The organism is uncultured Arthrobacter sp. (assembly GCF_947495145.1).
Lineage (GTDB): Bacteria > Actinomycetota > Actinomycetes > Actinomycetales > Micrococcaceae > Arthrobacter_D.
In genome coordinates this window covers 1-21,477 of the sequence record NZ_CANLXP010000009.1, presented here as the reverse complement: position 1 = coordinate 21,477, position 21,477 = coordinate 1, and the positions used below count along the sequence as shown (strand labels likewise).

Below are 21,477 nucleotides of genomic sequence, written 5' to 3'. Positions count from 1 at the left end.
TCAGGCTCCAACTGCTGAGCCGCTCTGCTGCCGAGTCTGGGCGTCCATCCATGACTCGACGTCGGAAACTCGGTACCGGATGGTTTTGCCGGCCTTGATGAACTTGGGGCCTACTCCCCTGTAGCGCCACTGGGAAAGCGCGGCGACGGACATGCCCAGCCGCTGAGCGAGGTCTTCCGGTGTGAGGAGATCAAGCATGATCCCGCCATCCTTTCGTTTTGATCCCGCAATCTCTATTTTTGATCGCGTTGCACTCATAAAACCACAGTCAGCGGATGAGATCAAGAATGATCTTGGTATCTTCATGTTTGATCTGTACCGTTTACGCCATGGCAGGCAAAGAATTCGATCTTGGACCCACTGGGCGCACCGTGGCGGAGAACATCCGCAGGCTGCGCGGATCCACGTCCTACGCAGAGCTTTCCCGGTGGCTCGCTGACCGGAAGCGCTTCATACCACCGCTGGGTCTCCGCCGGATAGAGGCCGGCGAGCGCCGCGTCGATGTTGACGAGCTGCTCGCCCTCGCCCTCATCTTTGATGTCAACCCGAACGCGCTCCTATTCCCGCCCGCTGACGACGAGACTGAGTATGAGCCAACGGGAGCCGGGCGAGGTCAATCCTTGGAACGTGTGTGGGATTGGGCAGACGGACGCCGCCCGTTTTGGCGCGATGATGAACACGGCATCACGTCATTCGTCCTGCACGCGCGGCCGCCCGGGCGACAGTTTCCGGGCACCGATACTGATCTCACTGTCGAGCATCTGCAGGAGCTGGCTCGGACGCTGGAAAATATGACTAAGCAGCTGGGGAAGCGCAGCGATGGCGACGATTGAGCCCTACGAGACCGCCAGCGGCCGGCGGTACCGGGTGCGCTACCGCCGGCCGGACCGGAAGCAGACGGACAAGCGGGGGTTCCGGACCAAGAGGGAGGCGGAGGCGTTCGCCTCCTCGGTCGAGGTCTCGAAGCTCAAGGGCGAGTACATCGAGGTGCAGGCAGGCAGAGCAACCATAGGCGAGCTTGGGCCGCAGTGGCTCGGCCGGCAGACGCATCTCAAGCCGTCGTCATTCCGGACGGTGGAAGCCGCGCTGCGGAACCACGTCCTGCCTGTTTGGGGTGCACACAGCGTCTCGGAGATCCGCAAGACGGCCGTACAGCAGTGGATTGCGGAGCTCACGACCGGCAACGGCGAGCGCAAGCCGAAGTCGGCAACCGTGGTAATCCGCGCATATGGAGTCCTAGCGGGAATCCTGGACGACGCCGCGGAGGATCGCCGGATCACGTCAAACCCTATCCGCGGCGTGGATCTGCCCAGGAAGGGACGCAAACCGCACATCTACCTGAACCATGAGCAGGTACACGCTCTCGCTGATGAGGCGAAGCACGGCACGCTCGTGCTCGTGCTTGCCTACTGCGGCCTGCGGTGGGGCGAGGCGGTAGCGCTGCGGGTGCGACACCTGGACATGCTCAAGCGCCGCATCAGCGTTGAGGAGAACGCCGTCGAGGTCGGCGGCCGCGTCGCCGTTGGAACTCCGAAGAACCACAAACGACGGACGGTGCCCTTTCCCCGGTTCCTGGCTGAACGACTGGCAAAGCAATGCGAGGGCAAGGGGCGCGATGATCTGGTATTCCCTGGCGAGGACGGGGCCGGCTACCTCCGCTCCACCCGCGTGCAGGCGCACCGCGGCGGTTGGTTCACTGGCGCGGTGCGCCGTGCCGGCCTGCCCCGCATCACACCGCACGATCTACGGCACACCGCTGCCAGCTTCGCTGTCTCGGCAGGGGCGAACGTGAAAGCCGTTCAGCGGATGCTCGGCCACAGCTCGGCCGCGATGACACTGGACATCTACGCGGATCTCTTCGACGAGGACCTGAACGCTGTTTCAGACGCCCTAGATCAGGCTGTTTCGCTCTCAAGTGTGGGCAAAATGTGGGCAAACAGCCCCGCCTGACAAAGCAAAAGGCCCGCCTTTCCCTGTAATTGCAAGGAAGTGCGGGCCTTCGTGGCGAGTGGCAGATGAGGGATTCGAACCCCCGTAGGCTGTGCCAGCTGATTTACAGTCAGCCCCCTTTGGCCGCTCGGGTAATCTGCCGAACGTCTCGTGAAGAAAACTCTTCAGGAAGACCACCTGCGGATCGCCGTCCGCAGGCAAAATAACTTTACAGAACATCCCGCGCTTTATCGAATCGTGAGCCGGTGCACCTGAATTCAGCGCCCGGATGCCACCCGACGCTCGATCTGAACGAAGAAACCTTCCGCCTGCTCAGCGGTCACCAGGCCCATACCGACAGCGTTCCTAAGGTCCGAGCGGACCCCCTCCAACCGGTCGGCTGAGGATGCCCTTCGAGTATCCGGTTCCTGTGGTCGAGTGACAGTCGGCGACGCAGCGACCGACGGCGACATCCCCACTCCGGTCAGCGATGAGGCCACAATCAGCGACCCCGCTACGGCATGTCGGGCACGAACAAAGTAGCGACGCGGTTGCGCGGTCAAGGGTTCCTCCTGAGAATGACTGAGGTCTTCACCGTTTCACCATCAAATGTGAGCCCCCTGTTCCGACGCTGTGAATTAGGGTAGAAGCAGGAAAACACCAACCCAGAAGGAGGCAAAGGTGGCCAGCGAATCCACATTCGACGTTGTGAGCAAGGTAGACAAGCAGGAAGTCGCCAACGCGCTGAACCAGGCGCAGAAGGAGATCGCTCAGCGGTATGACTTCAAGGGTGTCGGCGCCGAGGTCGATTTCAGCGGCGAAATGATCCTCATGAAGGCGAACTCCGAAGAGCGCGTCCTGGCGGTGCTCGACGTTCTGCAGTCCAAAATGATCAAGCGCGGCATCTCGCTGAAGTCCCTCGACACGGGTGAGCCCTACGCCTCAGGCAAGGAATTCCGCCTCGAGACCACCATCAAGGAGGGCATCGCACAGGACATCGCCAAGAAGATCAACAAGCTCATCCGCGACGAGGCTCCCAAGGGCGTCAAGTCGCAGATCCAGGGTGACGAGCTGCGCGTCAGCTCCAAGTCCCGCGATGATCTGCAGGCCACCATGGCGCTGCTCAAGAACTTCGACGAGGCTGACCTCCAGTTTGTGAACATGCGGTAGGAATTACAGCCAACCAACGACGACGGCGACGCTCCCTTGAAAGGGGGCGTCGCCGTCGTCGTACTGGGTCTTTCAGATGGGCCGGTTACCCTGGGACTATTGCAGCGCGCGGCCGGCCATTCCCTCGAGGCGCTGGATGCGCTGGGCCATCGGCGGGTGGGACGCGAACAGCTTCTTTACCCCGCCGCCGCGGAACGGGTTCGCGATCATGAGGTGCGAGGTATTGACCAGCTGCTGACTCTGCGGCAGCGGCGCCTGCTGCGTTCCCCGCTCGAGTTTCCGCAGGGCTGAAGCGAGGGCCAGCGGGTCGCCGGTGAGGCGGGCGCCGTCTTCGTCGGCGTCGTACTCCCGGGTGCGGCCGATTGCCATCTGAATCAGCCCCGCAGCAAGCGGTGCAAGGAAGGCGAGCAGCAGAGCGGCGATCGGGTTCCCACCCGAGTTCCGGTTGCCGCCCATCAGCCCGGTGAAGGCGAACATCTGAGCAACCGAGGTGATGACGCCGGCAACTGCGGCCGCGACTGAACCGGTCAGGATGTCGCGGTTGTAGACGTGCATCAGCTCGTGCCCGAGCACACCGCGCAGCTCCCTCTCGCTCAGGATCTGCAGGATGCCCTGGGTGCAGCAGACCGCCGCGTTCTCCGGGTTACGGCCCGTGGCGAACGCGTTGGGCGCCATGGTCGGCGATACGTACAGCCGGGGCATCGGCTTGCCCGCCTTCGTGCTGAGCTCACGCACGATCCGGTACATCGCCGGGGCCTGCTGCTCCGTCACCGGAACAGCCTTCATGCTGCGGATCGCCAGCTTGTCGCTGTTCCAGTAGCTGTACGCGATGGAGCCGACACCGATCAGCGCGAAGATCCACAGGAATGCCGAGCTGCGCGTGGCCGAGGCGATGACCGCACCGAACAGCAGGAAGATCCCCATGAGGGATCCGAAAAGCAGGGCCGTCTTGGCCCCGTTGAAGTGGTTGTGCACCTGTTCTCCTTGTTGGCTTGCCTACCCGTACAACGGCCCTGCGCCTCGCGCTGTTCCAGCGTTCTTCCGCAGCTGCTCAGCGTGACAGGGCTGTGCACACGCAGGCGCGGTTACCCTCCCCATCGGCCAGCACGGTGAAGGACGGCGCCTGCGAATCATCGATGACGGAGCCTCCTGCGGCGACGGCTGCGGCGATGCGGGCGTCAGCCAAGTCGTGCGGCACCCACACGTCAAGATGGAACCGTTGACGCGGGGTCTCGTGCGCGTCCGTGTCCTGGAACCAGAGCAACGGAACCCGGCCCGAAGGATCGACGACGTCGTTCCCGTCCACCTTGTCGGCGTTCCCGGTGAGCAGCGCCGCCCAGAACGGCCCCGCCGCGGCGAGGGCAGCAGTGTCGAGCGCCAGTTCCACTTCGGCGAGCGCTTCCGGTTGAGGCGTCAGGCCCTGCTCCCGGGCGATGGAACTGATGGCCTGCGCGAGGTCCACGTCGCGCTGGGTCAGTGCACCGACGTCGTGACTGATCAGCTTCAGGTCCACGTACGGGTAGGTGAGCGTGACGTCAGGGTGGTGATTGGCTGCCTCGGCGGCCTCCGTCACGGCGGTCACGAACCGGAGCCCTGCCGTGAAACTGCCGGTGCGGAAACGGGCGTGGATGCCCTGCGCCAGTTGGCGCCAATCGTTGAGCCCGGCGTCGAGAATCTGCATGCTGGTGAGCTTGTCCATGACCCCAGTATGTCCCGGTATGGGGCGGCTGTAACCGTGGTGGCAGGACCTTTAGCGACCGCTTACTTCGCTCCCATTGAATAGGGTGCCGCCGTCAGGGTTCGGGCGTGCGCGAATCGTACTGGCCGAAACGCGGCTGAAGGCGGGCCAGGAGCAGCACGAGCAGGATGCAGACGATCCCGCCCCACAGTGCCGTCCAGCCTTCGCCGATCCACTCGGCGAAGCCGCCGCCCACCAGCTCACCCAGTCGGGGACCACCGGCGACGACGACGATGAAGACGCCCTGCAGGCGCCCTCTCATGGCGTCGGGGGTGGCTGACTGCAGGATGGTGCTGCGGAACACCCCGCTGACGGAATCGGAGACGCCTGCGAGCAGGAGGCAGGCGGCCGCAGGGACGATCCACGGCGTCATCCCACCGTCGGGCGATCGTCCGGCCAGGATCACCACCAGCCCGAAACCGCTGATGGATGCACCCCACCCGACGACGGCCCATTGAACGGCCCTGCCCTGCCGGTGGACGTGCCCCAGCGGACCTGAAAACAGACCCGAAAGCACCGCGCCGAACGCGCTTGCCGCGAGCAGGATTCCGACGGTCAGTTCCCCGCCGCCGATGAACACCGCCCCTACCGCGGGCAGGAGAACCCTTGGCTGGGCCATAACCATGGCGGCGAGGTCGATGAGGAAGGTCATCCGGATGTTCGGCCGCGTGCCGAGGTAACGGAAACCTTCGACGACGGTGGCCAGGCCTGCGCGGCGCACCTGCCCTTCCGGCGGCATGGCCGGCAGGCGGAACAGCGCCCACAGCGCGGCGGTGAAGGTGACGACGTCGATGGTGTAGGTCCAGCCGTAACCCACCTGGGCGATGAGCAGGCCCGCAAGCATGGGACCCACGGTGAAGGCGAGTCCGAAGGTGATCATCGAGAGGGCATTGGCGGCCGGCAACAGTTCGGGACGCACCAGGCGCGGGATGATCGCGGTACGGGTGGGCTGGTTGATGCCGGCGAACCCGCTGTGCACAGCGATCAGGATGTACAGCAGCCAGATGTTGTTGGCGCCCGTCCAGGCCTGCAGTGCGATGCCGATGGTTGATGCCCACAGTCCGAGCCCGGAGAGCAGCGCCACCTTGCGGCGGTCGTGTGCGTCGGCGACAGCACCCCCGTACAGTCCGGCGAAGACCAGCGGCACCAGTGCGAACAGTCCGATCAGGCCGACGTTCAGGCTGGACCCGGTGATGTCATAGACCTGCAGGCTGACCGCAACGAGGGTGAGGTTGGTGCCGATCGCTGACAGCGCCGTACCGAAGTACAGTCTGCGGAATGCCGGACTTTCCTTCAGCGGAGTGATATCGGCGAGGAGTCTGGGCACCGGGTAAGTCTACCGGCGGAGCGGTTACCTCCGGCAACGACTCGCGCTCCTCATGCCGCTTCATCAGCCTGCTGACTTTCACTCGTGTGATGACTAGGGTTGCTCTCACAGTGCCGTGCGTCATCGATCGTCAAGCAGAGGAACCGCCATGCTCACCAGCGAGGTTGCTGAAGGAATTCACTGGCTCGAACACGCCCACGTGAACGTCTACTTCGTCGAGCAGGACGGCCGTGTGATGATCATCGACTCGGGCCTGCCCGGAATCTGGCCGCGCATCAGGAAAGCCCTCCGCGAACTGGGATTCGAGGATTCCGTGGTGGCGCTGGTCCTCACGCACGGCCACTTTGACCACGTGGGCGTGGCTGCGAAGCTGCGCACGCACTACCGTCTGCCGATCCTCGTCCATCCTGACGACGCCTACATCGCAGCCCACCCCTACCGCTACAAGCACGAGCTGAACCGGGTTGCGGTCGTGCTTCGGAACCCCCGGAGCTTCCCCATCATCGGCCGAATGAAGATGGCCGGAGCGCTCACCGTCCGCGGTGTCACCGAGACGCTGCCGCTTGTCCCGGGGATAGCAAGCAACCTTCCCGGAACCCCGGAGGTCATCCACGTTCCCGGGCACACGGCCGGCCACGTCGCGCTTCACTTCCCGGACCGTCGAGCGCTTCTTGTCGGTGACGCCTTCGTCACGCTCAACCCCTACACGGGCATCAAGGGACCGCAGATCGTCTCCGGGGCCGCGACGGCCAACTCACCGCAGGCACTAGATTCACTCGACCGGATTGCGGCGCTGCCCGCTGACAAAGTATTGACTGGCCACGGCGAACCATGGCTCTCGAGTCCGGCAGACGCCGTCGCAATCGCCAAGCTGAACGGACCCTCCTGAGGAGTCAGTCCACGGGATCCGGAACATGGCCCGCGATGGCGGCGTCAATGGCGTCCAGCAGCCCATCGTCCCCGAGAATGCGAAAATGGCCCATGACATCCAACTGCACGTTGGTGGCCCCGACCAGCTCGCTCCCGCCCGGAATATGCGGGTCGAACGTTCCGTAGATCGACGTGATGCGGGAATTCACCGCCAGGTTCGCGCGCAGCGCATTGAGCGTGCGGTTGCGGGGCGAGAAAGCGCGCAGGCTGGGCAGCAGCGCGAACATCGCGTACACCGAACCTGAGAAGGGCGAGTTCACCGCGATGAGCTGGCGCACACGCGGCGCCGAGTCAGGAAGGGTCATCACGTATTTGCCGATCAGCCCGCCCTTGCTGTGCGCCAGGAGGATCACGTCGGTCAGGTTGCGCTCACGCAGGTACCGCGCCACCAGTTCCGCCATCGCCGGCACGGATCCACGGTTGTAGCCCAGTGCGGTGACGGCATGTACGGGGTGTCCCGCCCCGTGAAGGTGGGACGCCACCGGATGCAGAAACTGCCATGGCTCGTAGATGCCGGGCAGCAGGATCACCGGCGCCTTGTTCCCGGACAGCTGCCGGGTAGCGTAACCGCGCAGAAGGAAGCCGCGGACCTGCCAGAAACCCACGTAGGCGTAGTCGAGTGCCCACGCCCAGCCCCGCCTAAGCAGTCGCACGGGAGGTCCCGGTGAGGAATCCCCGGGCTGTCTCCCCCGGGCGCGTGTACATCAAAACATGCGGCACGCCCGGAACCTCAACGATCGTGGCGTTGGGAGTGATGGCAGCCAACCTATGCAGCCAGTCCGCGGGCACGATGGGATCACGCGCGCCGCGCATCAGCACCACGGGACAAGTGACCCCGGCCAACGCTTCCTCCAGCCGATGATTCACCATGGCCGGCAGCGTTCTTACGTACGGGACTATGGAACGCAGGTAGTCCGTGAACACCACCAGATTCACTACCGGCGACTCCCGGGTGGTGTCCTGTGCAAGACGGAGCGCCTGCTTTGGAATGGAGCGCTCGCGGTCGTTGGTGGTAGGACCGAGCAACACGAGCTTCGACACCCGCTCCGGGGCGCGCAACACCGTTTCCGTTGCCACCTGGCAGCCCATCGAATGACCCACCAGCACGACGCCGGTGAGCTCCTGTCTGCTCAGGAAAGCCAGAACAATCTCTCCCAGCTGAGGTACGGACAGCGCTCGACGCGGCCCCGGGGACGAACCGAACCCCGGAAGCTCGATCGCGTAGACAGAGTTGGTCCGGGCGAGTTCCTGCGCCAGCGGCTCAAAGTACCGGGCAGACACTCCAATCCCATGGACGAGCACAACGGGCTGCCCGCCGCTGCCGATCCTGCGTATTGTCACCGGGCAATCGAGCAAGCTCTCCTGGTGTACTTCATCCCATGGCCCGCGATGCATCCCAAAACCTCTCATGAATATCATCTTCGTCAAGGGTAGCCCGTCAACCACGATTTATTATGAATTACTCAGAATAGATGATTGACTGGTTGCATGACCGAAGCCACTTTGCCTGCGAGCCCCTGGGCTGGTTCCCTGCGTTCGGCCGGGCGCAGGGTGACAAAGCAGCGCCTGGCGGTACTCGCCGCTGTTGAACGGTCGCCGCACTCAACCGCCGACGACGTCGTCTCCGCGGTCCGCGCGGAACTCGCCGACATCACGGTCCAGTCGGTGTATGTAGTGCTCGCCGACCTCACCGTGAGCGGACTGCTGCGCAGGATCGAAACACCCAATTCGCCCGCGCGCTATGAGACCCGGGTCAACGACAACCACCACCACGCCGTGTGCACGGGCTGCGGCCGAATCGAAGACGTCGACTGCGCTGTCGGACACGCCCCCTGCCTGACACCCGCCTGGTCCCCCGGATCCGGCCAGATGACCATCCAGATTGCCGACGTCGTTTATCAAGGCGTATGCAACGACTGCCGCGAGGCGTCCCGCGAAGAATCCCCCGAACTTCCCGAACTAGAAAAACACTGAAAGAAGGAGAATCCATGACTGTAAACTTCAGCACCACCCAATCGGGTGCGCCGGTTGTCGACGACAGCAATTCCTCGGCTCTGGGCCGCGACGGCGTCATTCCGCTGACTGACCACTACCTGATCGAGAAGCTCGCCCAGTTCAACCGCGAGCGCGTGCCCGAGCGCGTTGTGCACGCCAAGGGCGGCGGCGCCTTCGGCGTGTTCGAGGCCACCGAGGACGTCAGCAAGTACACGAAGGCAGCCCTTTTCCAGCCGGGCGTCAAGACCGAGACGCTGCTTCGCTTCTCCTCCGTTGCAGGCGAGCAGGGCTCTCCCGATACGTGGCGCGACCCCCGCGGTTTCGCACTGAAGTTCTACACCTCTGAGGGCAACTACGATCTCGTGGGTAACAACACCCCGGTGTTCTTCATCCGCGACGGCATCAAGTTCCCCGACTTCATCCACTCGCAGAAGCGCCTTCCCGGCTCCAATCTGCGTGACGCGGACATGCAGTGGGATTTCTGGACCCTCTCCCCCGAGTCGGCACACCAGGTCACCTGGCTGATGGGCGACCGGGGCCTCCCGGCTTCCTGGCGCACCATGAACGGCTACGGCTCACACACGTACCAGTGGATCAACGAGGCCGGCGAGAAGTTCTGGGTCAAGTACCACTTCAAGTCCAACCAGGGCCACGAGACCCTGACCGGGGATGAGGCTGAGGCGCTCGCCGGCTCGGACGCCGACCACCACATCCGCGACCTCTACGAGAACATCGAGCAGGGCAACTTCCCCAGCTGGGATCTCAAGGTTCAGGTCATGCCGTATGAGGATGCGAAGAACTACCGGTTCAACCCGTTCGACCTCACCAAGGTGTGGCCGCACGCTGACTACCCGCTGATCCCGGTCGGCAAGCTGACTCTGGACCGCAATCCGGAGAACTACTTCGCGCAGATCGAGCAGGCTACCTTCGCGCCGTCGAACTTCGTTCCAGGCATCGCCGCTTCACCGGACCGGATGCTGCAGGCTCGCATCTTCTCCTACGCTGACGCGCACCGCTACCGTGTGGGCACCAACCATGCGCAACTGCCCGTCAACGCTCCGAAGAGCGAGGTGCGCAACTACTCCAAGGACGGCGACTCACGCTTCTTCTTCAATTCGCCGCAGACCCCGGTCTACGCGCCGAACTCCATGGGCGGCCCCGCTGCTGACCCGTCCCTGACCGGTCCTGAGGGCGGCTGGGAGAACGACGGCGACCTGGTGCGTGCTGCCCACACCCTCCACACCGAGGACGACGACTTCGGCCAGGCAGGCACACTGTACCGCGAGGTCTACAACGACGCGGAGAAGGCCCGCTTCCTGGAGAACATCACCGGTGCGGTCAGCGGCGTGACCATCGATGAGATCCGCGAGCGCGCTATCCAGTACTGGACCAACGTAGATGCCGACCTTGGTGCGAAGCTTCGCGCCAACCTTGGCAGCGCGTCGGGCGCCGCACAGAACTCGGACGCTGAGGCCGCGAACAAGTTCTAGGCTCCAGCGCTAGCGCTTAGGCTCAATCGAGCGGGCGGGCGGAAATGGCGGATTCCTTACCGGAGTCCAGTCATTTCCGCCCGCTCATTTGCGTTAACCGCCCTTACCGCCCTGGCGTTGGTGAAGCGGCGACATCCAGGCCGTAGAAGAACCGGTCCAACAGGAGCTCGAGCGCCTCTTCCACGGCTGTTCGGTCCTGATTCAGCACGTAGTCGTACTGAAGGCCGTACAGACTTGAGATGAACAGTCGCGCAAAAGGGTCTGCCTGCCGGCGTTCAATTCCCTGGCTCACCAACCATTCAGCGGTGAAGGATTGCCAGTAGACGAACTTCCGCACGGCGCTGGCCCGCGGAGTGGGGCTTACGACGTCCTGGACAGAAGCTTCAAATTCAAGACGCTGCAGGTTGCGGTTCCGGTCCACGAGCAGCCAGTTCCAGGAATCGACGATCCAGCTGCGGAAGTCCTCCCGGGTGAACTTTTCGGGATTCGCGGGTTTGAGAGCATCGTGACGTGCCTCGATGTGCCGGACGATCTCGTTGATGAGTTCTTCGCGGTTCCCGAAGTGGTACACGAGCACGTAGGAGCTGATACCCAGGCCGTCAGCCAGCGTGCGGAAGCTCAGCGTCGCGAACGTCTTGTCGAGGAGGTAATCAACAATCTGATCGAGAAGCTCGTTCTTGCGTTCCGGTTTCGGAGGGCGCCCCATGGCTGAATATTACAGGCCGTTTGGGCGCCCTCCGTTTCGGCTCCTAGCGCCCCGCCCGGGACTCCTCGCGCACAGGCTCGCCCGCATCGATCTTTCCGGCGAGGCGCGAGTGGCGCTGCCCGTAGGCGAAGTAGATGGCGAAACCGGCTATGAGCCAGATGCCGAAGAACACCCAGGTTACGGTGGCGAGGTTGAGCATCAGGTACACGCAGAGAACCGCTGACAGGATCGGAATTACCTTGCCGAAAGGCACACGGAAGGACGGCTTGAGGTCCGGCCGCTTCTTCCGGAGGACCAGGATGCCGAGGCTGACGGTGACGAATGCGGAGAGCGTGCCGATATTGATCATCTCGGCGAGCAGTTCAACTTCGGTGAAACCTGCCAGCAGGGCGACGACGACGCCGCACAGAATCTGCGTGCGCGCCGGTGTGCTGCGCTTCTCGGATGTCCGGCTCAGCCCGCGCGGCATGAGTCCGTCACGGCTCATGGCGAAGATAACGCGGGCAAGGCCCATGAGCAGGACCATGATGACTGTGGTCAGCCCGATAAGGCTTCCGACGGAAATGATTCCGGCGGCCCAGTCGGCGCCAACGAGTTGGAACGCGGTAGCCAGCGACGGCGATTCAGTTGCCGCCAGCTCCTTATAGGAGACCATGCCGGTCACAGCCAGGGTCACGAGGATGTAGAGCACCGTCACCAGTGCAAGACCACCGAAGATGCCGCGCGGGAGAGTTTTCTGCGGATTCTTCACTTCCTCCGCGGAGGTGGCGACCACGTCGAACCCGATGAACGCAAAGAACACCAGTGCCGCTCCGGAGATGATGCCGGTGAAGCCGTACACCGCGGGGTTGGCGCCGCTGAGGAAGGAAAGGAACGGCTGGGACTGCCAGCTGCTGTCGAGCTCGGGCGGCGCCTCGGAGGCAGGGACGAACGGCGTGTAGTTCGCGCCGTCGATGTAGAAGAATCCAACAACGATGACGAACAGGACAATGGCGATCTTGATGATCGTGAAGATGTTGTTTACGCGGGCGGAAAGCTTGGTTCCCAGCACCAGGATCATCGTGAAGACGGCGACGATGATCAACGGACCCCAGTACACCGTGATGCCGAGAAGGTTGACCTGGGACGGAACGTCCAGGTTGAGCACGGCGAACAGGTCGCTGAGGTACACACCCCAGAACTTTGCGATGACCGCGCCGGCCATCAGCAACTCGAGGATCAGGTTCCAGCCGATGATCCAGGCAATCAGCTCACCCATCGTGGCGTAGGTGAAGACGTAGGCGCTCCCTGCGACGGGGATGGCCGTGGCGAACTCGGCGTAGCACATGATGGCCAATGCACAGGTGATTGCGGCGAGCACAAACGAGATGGTGACAGCCGGGCCCGCATTGAAGGCGGCTGCCTGGGCGCCAACGGAAAAGATGCCCGCGCCGACTGCAACGGCAACACCCATGATCATGAGGTCCCAGGTGGTCAGTGACCGCTTGAGTGTGCGGCCTTTCTCGCCTGAGTCTGCGATCGATTGTTCGACCGATTTGGTACGGAAAAGATTCACGGCTTTGTGTCCTTCGTGGGGAAACTAACCGGTCAATCGTAGTAATTCCGTAACAACGCTCAGCATTCATCTCACCAGGTGAGACGAATGCCGAGCGTTGGCGGGTCAGCGCCCTGTCGTGACGGGGTCCGACGACGGAACCTGGCGAGCGCCGTCGTCGTCCGTTTTCTCCACCAGGCGGGCGCCCTCGACATCGACGTCCGGGAGGATCCGGTCCAGCCATTTCGGCAGCCACCAGGCCGAGCGGCCGAGCAGGTGCATGGCGGCCGGAATGAGGGTCATCCGGACAACGAACGCGTCGAGCAGCACTCCGAACGCGAGGCCGAAGCCGATCGGCCGGACCATGGTCAGGTGCGAGAAGACGAAGCCCGCGAACACGGACACCATGATGATCGCGGCCGCGGTCACCACCCTCGCACCGTGGCTGAATCCGACGCGGACAGCTTCCTTCGCGGGACGACCGTGAACGAAGGACTCACGCATGCCGGAGACGAGGAACATCTGGTAGTCCATGGCCAGGCCGAAGAGCACGCCGATCAGGATGATCGGCAGGAAGCTCAGGATGGGCCCGGGATTGTTCACCCCGAAGAAGTCGCCCATCCAGCCCCACTGGTAAATCGCAACGGTGGCGCCGAAGCTCGCCATCAGCGAGAGCAGGAAGCCTGCGGTCGCGATGAGCGGGACGAGGATGGAGCGGAAGACGAGGAGCAGCAGGATCAGTGACAGCCCGACGACGATGCCCAGGTACAGCGGCATGGCCTCCATCAGCTTGGCGGACACGTCGATGTTCGCAGCGGTCTGCCCGGTGACGGACACGGTGACGCCGGTGGCGTCCTCGATGCTGGCGGCCTCGGCGCGAAGGTCTCGCACGAGTTGCTCGGTGCTTTCACTCGCGGGGCCCTTCTCGGGGATGACCTGGTAGATGGCCGTGCGGCCGTCATCACTGATACCGGCAGGAACAGCGGCCGCGACGTCGTCAATACCGGCAAGGCGATCGGCTACGTCGAGCTGGAGGTCGGTGCGCTCGCCCTCATCCTCGATTGCCGGCAGCTCACCGACGGCAAGCAGCGGACCATTGGTACCTTCACCGAACTTCTCCCCCACCAGTGTGTAGGCCTGGTAGGCTGTGGAGTCCGCCGGCTCGGACCCGCCGTCTGGCAGCCCGACGCGCAGTTGGAGCGCAGGCAGAGCCAGCACACCGAGCACGAGGACACCGGCCAGCACAGTGAGGATCGGTTTCCGGGTGACGATGCCGCCCCAGCCGCGGCCGGCGGCGTATGAGTCATCAACCGTGTGCTCGTCGGCCTCTGCTTCGCGGGCGGTGTGCGCGGTCTTCCAGCGTCGCTTCGAGATGACCTTGCGGCCCATGAAGCCGAGCAGCGCCGGCGTCAGGGTAAGCGCTACAAGCACAGCGACGGCGACGGTTCCGGCTGCGGACAGTCCGAGGATGGTGAGGAACGGCAGGCCGGGGACGGCGAGCGCGGCCAGCGCGATAATGACCGTGATACCCGCGAACAGGACGGCGTTGCCTGCAGTGCCGGTGGCACGGGCGATGGATTCCTGCAGGGGCATGCCGCGCAGCAGCTGGGTGCGGTGGCGGTTGACGATGAACAGTGAATAGTCGATTCCGACGGCGAGGCCCAGCATCAGCGCGAGCACCGGTGAGATGGAGCTCATCTGGATGAGTCCGGTGAGTGCGAAGGTGATACCAACGCCGACTCCGACGCCGACGATTGCCATCAACAGCGGCAGGCCGGCGGCTACGAGTGTTCCGAGCATGACGATGAGGACAATGGCAGCAACCAGGAGGCCGATGACTTCGGCCGGGCCGAATATCTCTGAGATGTCCTGGACGATCTCTTTGCTGTACTCGACGTTCAGTCCGGCCTCGGTCGCCGCGTCGGCCGCTTCCTGGACCGCCTCGCGGGTCTCGACAGTGACTGCGTCGACCGCGGTAGTGAACTGGACACTCGCAACCGCGGTGGTGCCGTCGTCGGACACGAACTGCACTCCGGAAGAGGCCTCGAGGAGGCGCTCTCCACGCTCGAGTTCCACGCGGGCGGCGTCCAGTTCGGCCTGGCCCTCGTCGAGCTGCGTGCGCTGGGCATCGATCTCGGCCTGGGCGGCGTCGAGCTGCGCCTCAGTGGCCTCGACTTGCTGAGCGGGGAGGAACGCCCTGCCTGCTTCGAACTGCGCCCGCTGCTCATCGAGCTGCGCCTGGGCGGCGTCGAGCTGGGCGGCACCGTCTGCTAGCTCTTGGGCGCCGGCAACAAGTTCGGCCCTGCCGCTCTCGACCTCCTCGCGGCTGGCGGCAATCTGTTCGGCGGTCTCGAAGGGATCAATAACCGATTCGACGCCGTTGAGCCCCTCGACGTCGGTGAGCGCCTCATTGACAGCACCCTGCTGTTCCGGGGTGAATTCGCCGTCTGTGCTCTGGAAGACGATGGTGCCCATGCCGCCGATGGCTTCGGGCATTTCCTCCTTGAGCTGGTTGAGGACCCGCTGGGACTCAGTGCCGGGGATGGTGAAGTTGTTGCTCAGCGTGCCGGAGAAGGCGACGGCGGAGCCGCCCACCGCGAGCATGATCGCCAGCCAGGCGGACACCACCCACCAGCGGCGGCGGTAGGCGAAGGAACCGAGTCGGTACAGGAGGAATGCCATGGTGTTGTGCGTCCTGGGTTAGAAGGCTTGATTAGGAAAAAGGACGGGAGAAGCCGTCGCGCAGCATGGTCAGCGTTGCGACAATCGAGTTCTCGAGGCTTTGCGCGTCGTTATTGTCATTGCCGCTGTCCGCGGTTTCGCTTGATGCCCACTCACTCATTGCGGCCTTGGCGCAGGAGAGCAGTGAACCGACCAGTGCATGGACATAAAGTGTTGAGGCCTGATCGCGCAGCCGGTGCTCCACTGCGCTGATGATGCGGGCTTCAGCCCGCTCCCAGGCGAGGAGGTGAGTGCCGAGAAGGTCAGGATTCCCGGCGGCCATGCGGAAGAGGTCGCCGCAGTCCTTCAGGTTTTCCACCTTGGTGGTGGCGGCGAGCGCAGCGATCATGGCGTCGAGGATGGGTTCGTTCTGTGGACGGGCAGCCAGCTCGGCTTCCGCCCGGTCCAGGAACGACTCCGTAGAAACGATCAGTGCTTCTTCCGGGCTATGGAAATAGTTGAAGAAGGTGCGGCGGGAGACGTTTGCCTGGTCGGCAATCTGCTCTGCCGTGAACCCGCCCATACCGTGGGTGCGCGCGAGGTCGAGAGCCGCCTGGGCAATGGCCCGCCGTGTCTCGAGCTTGTTCTGCTCGCGGCGGCTGATCTGCTGTTCTGTCACATACTTACACTACGTGCAACTTTGCACGCTGTGCAAGTTTACCTTCCTAGGACTGGACCATCCTGCCTCAGGCGGCGCCGCCGTCGTTCGCTGGCTGCTTCATCTCGACGAGCTGGATCAGGTTGCCGCAGGTATCATCCAGGACGGCGATGACGGCGTCACCAATGTCAGTCGGTTGCTGGGTGAACACCACTCCGAGGTTGGTGAGCCGTTCATGTTCGGCTGCGAGGTTGTCCACGGCAAACTGCGCCAGCGGAATCCCGTCCTCAATGAGGGCGTCGCGGTACGGCTTTACGGCGGGATGACCTGCCGGTTCCAGGAGCAGCTCCGGCCCGTCCGGTGATTCGGGAGAGGTAACGGTGAGCCAGAAGTCGTCCCCAATCGGGATGTCGTGGCGCTTCTCGAAACCGAGGACGTCTGTGTAGAAGGCAAGCGCCGCGCGCTGGTCGTCGACGAAGATACTGGTCATGGCGATTCTCATTGGTCAATCCTCTTTCCGGGAGGCCACCGTCGGGCAATTTCCGCGATTGGCTCGGGCTTGAAGTAATGAAACTTGGACCGCCCACGCCGCTCAGTTGCCACGAGCCCCGCAGCCTCAAGCACGGCGAGATGCTGTGAGATCGCTTGCCGGGAGCTAGAAACGCCGTGGCGCATGGTGAGCGTGGAGCAGATTTCGAACAGCGTCTGGCCGTCGCGCGCTGCAAGTTCGTCGAGGATGGTGCGCCTCGTCTCGTCGTCGAGAGCACGGAAGACGTCGGACATGCCTCCATGATACGCAAGTGGGAGCTTGCATATCAAGAGAACGCACGCCTCAGCGTGCCGGATTGCCCGGGTGCTGAGGAGCAGAGTGCGTGTCGCATCCCGACGCGCCGGCTATCGGCCGATCAGCGAACAGAACGCGGGCAAACTGGCCCGCGAAGACCCAGGGAGGAACTACTCCCCGCGGGAAATCGCGATCATGTCCTCACGCGGAACCAGCTTCACACGCTCGCGGACCAGCTCCGGGAGGCTGTCGCCGTCGTGCATGTAGTTCGCGCCCAACTTCAGCTCATGGGCATCCAGCTTCAGCCAACCTTCCCAGGTGGTGTAGCGGACGCCGCGCTCCTCCAGAAGGTTGATGATGGCGTCTTCCGACGGATGCTCGGCCGGCGGCAGGTTCAGGCGGTCTTCGAGGAGGTAACCGATAGTCTCGAGGGCGTCACCCTTGGTGTGGCCGATCAGGCCGACGGGGCCGCGCTTGATCCAGCCGGTGCAGTAGATGCCCGGGACAGCGTTGCCGGATTCGTCGATGACCCGTCCGCCCTCGTTGGGAATGACGCCGTTCTGCTCGTCATAACCGACTTCCGGCAGCTCCGAACCGAAGTAACCGATGGCCCGGTAAACCGCCTGCACCGGGTAGTCGAGAAATTCACCGGTGCCCTCGACGGAGCCGCTGCCGTTGAGGCGGGTGCGTTCGAAGCGGATATTCGCAACCTTGCCCGGTGCCTCGGGCGCATCGGTGATCTCGACCGGGCTGTGCAGGAAGTGGAGGTGAAGGCGCCGCGACGCGGTGAACTCGGCCGGGTCTTCGGGCTGCTCGACCAGCCAGTTGGTCAGCGTCTTGACCATCGTCTTGGTCTGGTTGTTGCTGGCGATCTGCTGTTCGGAAGCCTCGTCAAAGTCGAAGTCCTCCGGGTACAGCACAATATCGACATCGCGGGAGTGGGAAAGTTCGCGGAGCTCCAGCGGAGTGAACTTCACCTGCGCGGGACCACGGCGACCGAAGACGTGGACGTCCGTCACCGGCGACTTCTTCAACGCAGCATAGACGTTCGAGGGAATTTCGGTGACCAAGAGGTCATCTGCGTGCTTCGAGAGGACGCGGGCGATGTCCAGCGCCACGTTGCCGTTGCCGATCACGGCGACCTGGCTGGCATCGAGCGGCCAGTCGCGGTCAACGTCGGGGTGCCCGTCATACCAGGAGACAAAATCCGCTCCCCCGAAGGAGCCCTCAAGGTCTACGCCCGGGATGTTGAGATCGGCATCCTTGACCGCGCCGGTGGCGAAGATGACGGCATCGTAGAAGGTGCGGAAGTCTTTCAATGTGAGGTCACGGCCGTAGTTGACGTTGCCGAGGAAGCGGATGTCCCCGCGGTCCAGGACTTTGTGCAGGGCTGTGACGATGCCCTTGATCCGCGGGTGGTCAGGTGCCACACCGTAGCGGATGAGACCGTACGGCGCCGGGTAGTGGTCGAACAGGTCGATGGAAACTTCGAAGTCTCCGCCCTTGACCTCCTGCGACTTCGTCAGGATGTCTGCGGCATAGACACCGGCCGGGCCTGCGCCGATGATGGCGACCCGAAGTGGACGGACCGACGTCGTGCTGGACACTGATGCCTTCTTCCTGGTGGATTACCTGGGGCTTCCCGGGATGACAAACGCCTACACATTAGCGCACAGTTTCCTATTCTAAATCCCCCGTTCGATCAGCGTCGAAACCAGTGGCGAGGCTCACCCGCGGGCACCCGGAATAGGAACGGCACGACGGCGGTTGGCACGCATGTGAGCCGCACCCCCCTTACCAGTCCGCGCCCTGCCCGCAGCGAGAACGCCACGGGCGTCCTCTTTGGTATCGGCGCCTACGGCCTGTGGGGCATGCTCCCCCTGTACTTCCTTATTCTGCTGCCCGCCACCGCCGTGGAGATTGTGGCGAACCGGGTTCTGTGGTCGCTGATTTTCTGCGCCCTCCTGCTGACCGTTCTGCGGTCGTGGGGCACGCTCCGCACCGCCGTCACCAATCCCAGAATACTGGGCACCCTTACCGTGGCCGGGCTCCTCATTGCCGTGAACTGGCTCGTCTATACCTACGGTGTCACCAACGGCCACGCCATTGAGGCCTCGCTGGGCTACTTCATCAACCCCATCGTGTCGGTACTTCTCGGGGTGCTCGTGCTGCGGGAAAAGCTGCGCCCACTGCAGTGGGCGGCCGTCGGAATGGGGCTTGTCGCCGTCATCGTCCTTGCGGTGGGGTACGGGAACGTCCCGTGGATCGCCCTTGCCCTGGCGTTTTCGTTCGGCTTTTACGGCTTCGTGAAGAAGCGGGTGGGGCCGAGTGTCGACGCGGTGTCCAGTCTGAGCATCGAGACGGCGGTGCTGACACCGATCGCGGCGGCTGTCATGATCTGGCTGGCCCTGTCCGGCGGCGCAACGCTGACCACTGAGGGCCCGGGCCACTTCTGGATCATGGCGGCGTCGGGAATCATCACCGCGGTGCCGCTGATTTTCTTTGGAGCAGCGGCCCGCCGGCTTCCGCTGACCACCATCGGGATGCTGCAGTACCTGGCGCCGATCCTTCAGTTCATCCTGGCCTTGACGGTGTTCCGTGAGGAGATGCCGCTGGAGCGGTGGATCGGTTTTGGACTGGTATGGGTGGGCCTCGCGCTCCTCACCGTGGACATGGTTCGTACGGTGCGGAAGAACGCGAGGCCCCACAAGCGCGAGCTGCAACAGCTGCCCGCGAGCGCCTAGCTACTCGGCCACCTCCAGCGCCGGGGTGTCGCGGCGCAAGGTTTCCCCACGGAAGAACCCGGGATGCGAGCGGCGGACGATGAACATCACCAGTACGCCGAGGGCGATGATTCCGACACCGATCACAAACACCAGTCCCACCCCGAAGATTTCCGAGCCGCTGCCGAAGGCTGGATCCCAGCTGTCAACGGCGGTCTGCAGGAACACGATTACAAGGCCGGTTCCGCCGAGCAGGGGCGCAAGGAGGCGGAACACGAAGTTCCGTGCTGAAGTGAACGCCGTCCGGCGGAAGTACCAGACGCACGCCAGCGCGGTCAGGCCGTAGTAGAAGCAGATCATCAGGCCGAGCGCCATGATGGTGTCGTTAAGGACGTTGTCGCTGATGACGCGCATGAGCGAGTAGAAGCCTGCGGAGATGACGCCGGCAACAACGGTGGCGAACACCGGCGAGCGGTACGTCGGATGCACTGTGGCAAACTTCTGCGGCAGCGCCTTGTAGTAACCCATCGCCAGCAGGCTGCGGGCCGGGGAAAGGAAGGTTGACTGCAGCGACGCGGCGCAGCTGGAGAGCACGGCGAGCGAGAGCAGGATGGCGAACGGCCCCATGACCGGAGCTGCGAGCGCCGCGAAGACGTTCTCTGAGATGTCAGCGTTGTTGAGCCCAAGGCCCTCGGTACCAATACCGGCGAACATCACCGTTGCGATAGCGCCGAGCAGGTAGATTCCCAGCACGACGACGGCGGTCCAGGTCGCTGCCCGGCCTGCGGTGCGCTTCCCGTTCCGGGATTCCTCGCTCACGGTAAGGCAGACGTCCCAGCCCCAGAACGCGAAGATGGACAGCGACAGCCCCAGCGCGAAGGCGGAGAAGCTCTCGATGGCGAAGGGGTTGAACCAGTCCCAGCTGAAGGCAATGGTGTCGGCAGCAGCGCCCTGCTGGATCCGGCTGAATGCGGCGATCACGAACCACGCGAGCACGCCGACCTGAAGCCCCACGAGCGCGTACTGCACGGCCTTGGTGGTCTTGACACCGCGGCACGAAACCCAGACTGCAGCTCCGACGAACACCAGGCAGGTCAGGATGTTCAGCCACCGGATGCCGGTAAGGTCCGCGATCGCGTCCTGCCCGGTGAGCTGGGCGAGGAACAGGTAGAAGAAGTCGACGGCGACGCCGGCCAGGTTGGACAGCACGATGATGTTCGCTGCCAGCAGCCCCCAACCGCCGATCCAGCCGATGTAGGGACCGAAGGCCTTGGTCACCCAGGTGAAGGTGGTTCCGCTGTCCGGGCTGTCCGCGTTCAGTTCGCGGTACCCCAGCGCCACCAGGAACATCGGGATGAACCCGACAATGAAGATCGCCGGAAGGTGCACACCGATGCTCTGCACGGTCGGACCGAGCGTACTGGTGAGGACGTAGGCCGGTGCAATGGTGGAGATACCGATGACGACGACGGCGAGCAGGCCGAGCTGCCCCGTTTTCAGTCCCTTGCCGGAGTACTTGGGTGTGCTGTCTGGAGCGCCGGTGCGCACTTTCATAGTGCTCATGGGTTCCTTACCTCTTTGTTAGGAATTGTTTGGGAGTCTGGTTCTCCGGTGAGGACCGCCATGTGCGGAGCGGGTTCTCCACTATCACCTGGATTCCATAAAACGAATTGCGTTCGTTTAGTATGCAGGCTCCCGGCCCGCTGTGCAAGAGACACCCACCTGTGAGTTGGCAGGACACGCCCCTAATGCCTCTGGCAAAGTCATATGGTCGAAGCAACGCTCTGATTGATGGAGCGTTTGATGGTCAAGTTGTTTCCTGTGAATGCGCG

General features: G+C 63.6%; 22 protein-coding genes and 1 tRNA gene. 7 read left to right on the top strand and 16 right to left on the bottom strand.

Going from position 1 to position 21,477, the window contains the following annotated elements; genetic code table 11:
* Window positions 1–198, bottom strand: coding sequence for an AlpA family transcriptional regulator (locus Q0877_RS08480; RefSeq protein WP_299166982.1), 198 nt, complete (start codon window positions 196–198; stop codon window positions 1–3).
* 131 nt (window positions 199–329) lie between these two features.
* Between Q0877_RS08480 and Q0877_RS08475 the strand changes: the two genes are divergently transcribed.
* Window positions 330–833: a helix-turn-helix domain-containing protein gene (locus Q0877_RS08475; protein ID WP_299166981.1), complete on the top strand. Its 504-nt coding sequence runs from the start codon at window positions 330–332 to the stop codon at window positions 831–833.
* A complete protein-coding gene (locus Q0877_RS08470; protein WP_299166979.1) occupies window positions 820–1,950 on the top strand; it encodes a tyrosine-type recombinase/integrase in 1,131 nt (376 codons plus the stop codon). Before Q0877_RS08475 ends, Q0877_RS08470 begins: the two co-directional genes overlap by 14 nt.
* Before the next feature lie 59 nt (window positions 1,951–2,009).
* On the opposite strand, the gene Q0877_RS08465 is transcribed toward Q0877_RS08470, so the two are convergent.
* Window positions 2,010–2,091: transfer RNA gene (locus tag Q0877_RS08465), tRNA-Tyr, on the bottom strand.
* Between the two features lie 116 nt (window positions 2,092–2,207).
* Entirely contained in the window at window positions 2,208–2,492 is a 285-nt protein-coding gene (locus Q0877_RS08460; protein WP_299166978.1) for a hypothetical protein, read from the bottom strand.
* A gap of 118 nt (window positions 2,493–2,610) precedes the next feature.
* Between Q0877_RS08460 and Q0877_RS08455 the strand changes: the two genes are divergently transcribed.
* Window positions 2,611–3,099, top strand: a complete 489-nt coding sequence (locus tag Q0877_RS08455; RefSeq protein ID WP_299166977.1) for a YajQ family cyclic di-GMP-binding protein — start codon at window positions 2,611–2,613, stop codon at window positions 3,097–3,099.
* Between the two features lie 96 nt (window positions 3,100–3,195).
* On the opposite strand, the gene htpX is transcribed toward Q0877_RS08455, so the two are convergent.
* The 3 genes from htpX to Q0877_RS08440 all read right to left on the bottom strand — a co-directional run bounded on the left by htpX (window position 3,196) and on the right by Q0877_RS08440 (window position 6,164).
* On the bottom strand, window positions 3,196–4,074 hold the full coding sequence (htpX, locus tag Q0877_RS08450) for a zinc metalloprotease HtpX (RefSeq protein ID WP_299166976.1): 879 nt from the start codon (window positions 4,072–4,074) through the stop codon (window positions 3,196–3,198).
* Window positions 4,075–4,150: 76 nt separating this feature from the next.
* Window positions 4,151–4,798, bottom strand: a complete 648-nt coding sequence (locus tag Q0877_RS08445) for a 4a-hydroxytetrahydrobiopterin dehydratase (protein ID WP_299166974.1) — start codon at window positions 4,796–4,798, stop codon at window positions 4,151–4,153.
* Window positions 4,799–4,892: 94 nt separating this feature from the next.
* On the bottom strand, window positions 4,893–6,164 hold the full coding sequence (locus Q0877_RS08440) for an MFS transporter (protein WP_299166972.1): 1,272 nt from the start codon (window positions 6,162–6,164) through the stop codon (window positions 4,893–4,895).
* 148 nt (window positions 6,165–6,312) lie between these two features.
* Here Q0877_RS08440 and Q0877_RS08435 point away from each other — a divergent pair, with 148 nt between their 5' ends.
* Window positions 6,313–7,053 (top strand): MBL fold metallo-hydrolase, encoded by a 741-nt coding sequence (locus Q0877_RS08435; RefSeq protein WP_299166970.1) that lies wholly within the window; start codon window positions 6,313–6,315, stop codon window positions 7,051–7,053.
* A gap of 4 nt (window positions 7,054–7,057) precedes the next feature.
* Here Q0877_RS08435 and Q0877_RS08430 read toward each other — a convergent pair whose 3' ends face one another.
* Both Q0877_RS08430 and Q0877_RS08425 read right to left on the bottom strand, forming a co-directional pair.
* A complete protein-coding gene (locus Q0877_RS08430; RefSeq protein ID WP_299166968.1) occupies window positions 7,058–7,747 on the bottom strand; it encodes a triacylglycerol lipase in 690 nt (229 codons plus the stop codon).
* On the bottom strand, window positions 7,734–8,435 hold the full coding sequence (locus tag Q0877_RS08425) for an alpha/beta fold hydrolase (protein WP_299166967.1): 702 nt from the start codon (window positions 8,433–8,435) through the stop codon (window positions 7,734–7,736). The genes Q0877_RS08430 and Q0877_RS08425 overlap by 14 nt, the downstream gene beginning before the upstream one ends.
* 147 nt (window positions 8,436–8,582) lie before the next feature.
* On the opposite strand from Q0877_RS08425, the gene Q0877_RS08420 reads away from it, so the two are divergent.
* Window positions 8,583–9,068: a Fur family transcriptional regulator gene (locus Q0877_RS08420; RefSeq protein ID WP_299166966.1), complete on the top strand. Its 486-nt coding sequence runs from the start codon at window positions 8,583–8,585 to the stop codon at window positions 9,066–9,068.
* A 14-nt stretch (window positions 9,069–9,082) separates the two neighbouring features.
* Window positions 9,083–10,579 carry a catalase gene (locus Q0877_RS08415; protein WP_299166965.1) on the top strand — a complete coding sequence of 499 codons (1,497 nt, stop codon included), beginning with the start codon at window positions 9,083–9,085 and terminating at the stop codon, window positions 10,577–10,579.
* Between the two features lie 103 nt (window positions 10,580–10,682).
* On the opposite strand, the gene Q0877_RS08410 is transcribed toward Q0877_RS08415, so the two are convergent.
* The 7 genes from Q0877_RS08410 to Q0877_RS08380 form a co-directional block, all read right to left on the bottom strand.
* Window positions 10,683–11,285: a TetR/AcrR family transcriptional regulator gene (locus Q0877_RS08410; protein WP_299166964.1), complete on the bottom strand. Its 603-nt coding sequence runs from the start codon at window positions 11,283–11,285 to the stop codon at window positions 10,683–10,685.
* Between the two features lie 43 nt (window positions 11,286–11,328).
* Window positions 11,329–12,840, bottom strand: coding sequence for an amino acid permease (locus tag Q0877_RS08405; protein ID WP_299166962.1), 1,512 nt, complete (start codon window positions 12,838–12,840; stop codon window positions 11,329–11,331).
* Between the two features lie 105 nt (window positions 12,841–12,945).
* Window positions 12,946–15,501: an MMPL family transporter gene (locus Q0877_RS08400; protein ID WP_299166960.1), complete on the bottom strand. Its 2,556-nt coding sequence runs from the start codon at window positions 15,499–15,501 to the stop codon at window positions 12,946–12,948.
* A gap of 31 nt (window positions 15,502–15,532) precedes the next feature.
* A complete protein-coding gene (locus Q0877_RS08395; RefSeq protein ID WP_299166959.1) occupies window positions 15,533–16,159 on the bottom strand; it encodes a TetR/AcrR family transcriptional regulator in 627 nt (208 codons plus the stop codon).
* A 67-nt stretch (window positions 16,160–16,226) separates the two neighbouring features.
* Entirely contained in the window at window positions 16,227–16,640 is a 414-nt protein-coding gene (locus Q0877_RS08390; RefSeq protein WP_299166958.1) for a VOC family protein, read from the bottom strand.
* Window positions 16,637–16,921 (bottom strand): helix-turn-helix transcriptional regulator, encoded by a 285-nt coding sequence (locus Q0877_RS08385; RefSeq protein WP_299166957.1) that lies wholly within the window; start codon window positions 16,919–16,921, stop codon window positions 16,637–16,639. Before Q0877_RS08385 ends, Q0877_RS08390 begins: the two co-directional genes overlap by 4 nt.
* A gap of 171 nt (window positions 16,922–17,092) precedes the next feature.
* Window positions 17,093–18,529: an FAD-dependent oxidoreductase gene (locus Q0877_RS08380; protein ID WP_299166956.1), complete on the bottom strand. Its 1,437-nt coding sequence runs from the start codon at window positions 18,527–18,529 to the stop codon at window positions 17,093–17,095.
* A gap of 171 nt (window positions 18,530–18,700) precedes the next feature.
* Between Q0877_RS08380 and rarD the strand changes: the two genes are divergently transcribed.
* A complete protein-coding gene (gene rarD, locus Q0877_RS08375; protein ID WP_299166955.1) occupies window positions 18,701–19,666 on the top strand; it encodes an EamA family transporter RarD in 966 nt (321 codons plus the stop codon).
* Here rarD and Q0877_RS08370 read toward each other — a convergent pair whose 3' ends face one another.
* Entirely contained in the window at window positions 19,667–21,208 is a 1,542-nt protein-coding gene (locus Q0877_RS08370) for an APC family permease (RefSeq protein WP_299166954.1), read from the bottom strand.
* Between the last annotated feature and the right edge of the window lie 269 nt (window positions 21,209–21,477).

What these genes read in the sequence shown, in the direction of transcription:
- Q0877_RS08445 (WP_299166974.1), bottom strand. Translation starts at nt 4,798, where the DNA reads ATGGACAAGCTCACCAGCATGCAGATTCTCGACGCCGGGCTCAACGAT.
- Q0877_RS08480 (WP_299166982.1), bottom strand. Translation starts at nt 198, where the DNA reads ATGCTTGATCTCCTCACACCGGAAGACCTCGCTCAGCGGCTGGGCATG.
- Q0877_RS08415 (WP_299166965.1), top strand. Translation starts at nt 9,083, where the DNA reads ATGACTGTAAACTTCAGCACCACCCAATCGGGTGCGCCGGTTGTCGAC.
- Q0877_RS08475 (WP_299166981.1), top strand. Translation starts at nt 330, where the DNA reads ATGGCAGGCAAAGAATTCGATCTTGGACCCACTGGGCGCACCGTGGCG.
- Q0877_RS08385 (WP_299166957.1), bottom strand. Translation starts at nt 16,921, where the DNA reads ATGTCCGACGTCTTCCGTGCTCTCGACGACGAGACGAGGCGCACCATC.
- Q0877_RS08400 (WP_299166960.1), bottom strand. Translation starts at nt 15,501, where the DNA reads ATGGCATTCCTCCTGTACCGACTCGGTTCCTTCGCCTACCGCCGCCGC.
- Q0877_RS08390 (WP_299166958.1), bottom strand. Translation starts at nt 16,640, where the DNA reads ATGAGAATCGCCATGACCAGTATCTTCGTCGACGACCAGCGCGCGGCG.
- Q0877_RS08410 (WP_299166964.1), bottom strand. Translation starts at nt 11,285, where the DNA reads ATGGGGCGCCCTCCGAAACCGGAACGCAAGAACGAGCTTCTCGATCAG.
- Q0877_RS08435 (WP_299166970.1), top strand. Translation starts at nt 6,313, where the DNA reads ATGCTCACCAGCGAGGTTGCTGAAGGAATTCACTGGCTCGAACACGCC.
- Q0877_RS08470 (WP_299166979.1), top strand. Translation starts at nt 820, where the DNA reads ATGGCGACGATTGAGCCCTACGAGACCGCCAGCGGCCGGCGGTACCGG.
- Q0877_RS08370 (WP_299166954.1), bottom strand. Translation starts at nt 21,208, where the DNA reads ATGAGCACTATGAAAGTGCGCACCGGCGCTCCAGACAGCACACCCAAG.
- Q0877_RS08420 (WP_299166966.1), top strand. Translation starts at nt 8,583, where the DNA reads ATGACCGAAGCCACTTTGCCTGCGAGCCCCTGGGCTGGTTCCCTGCGT.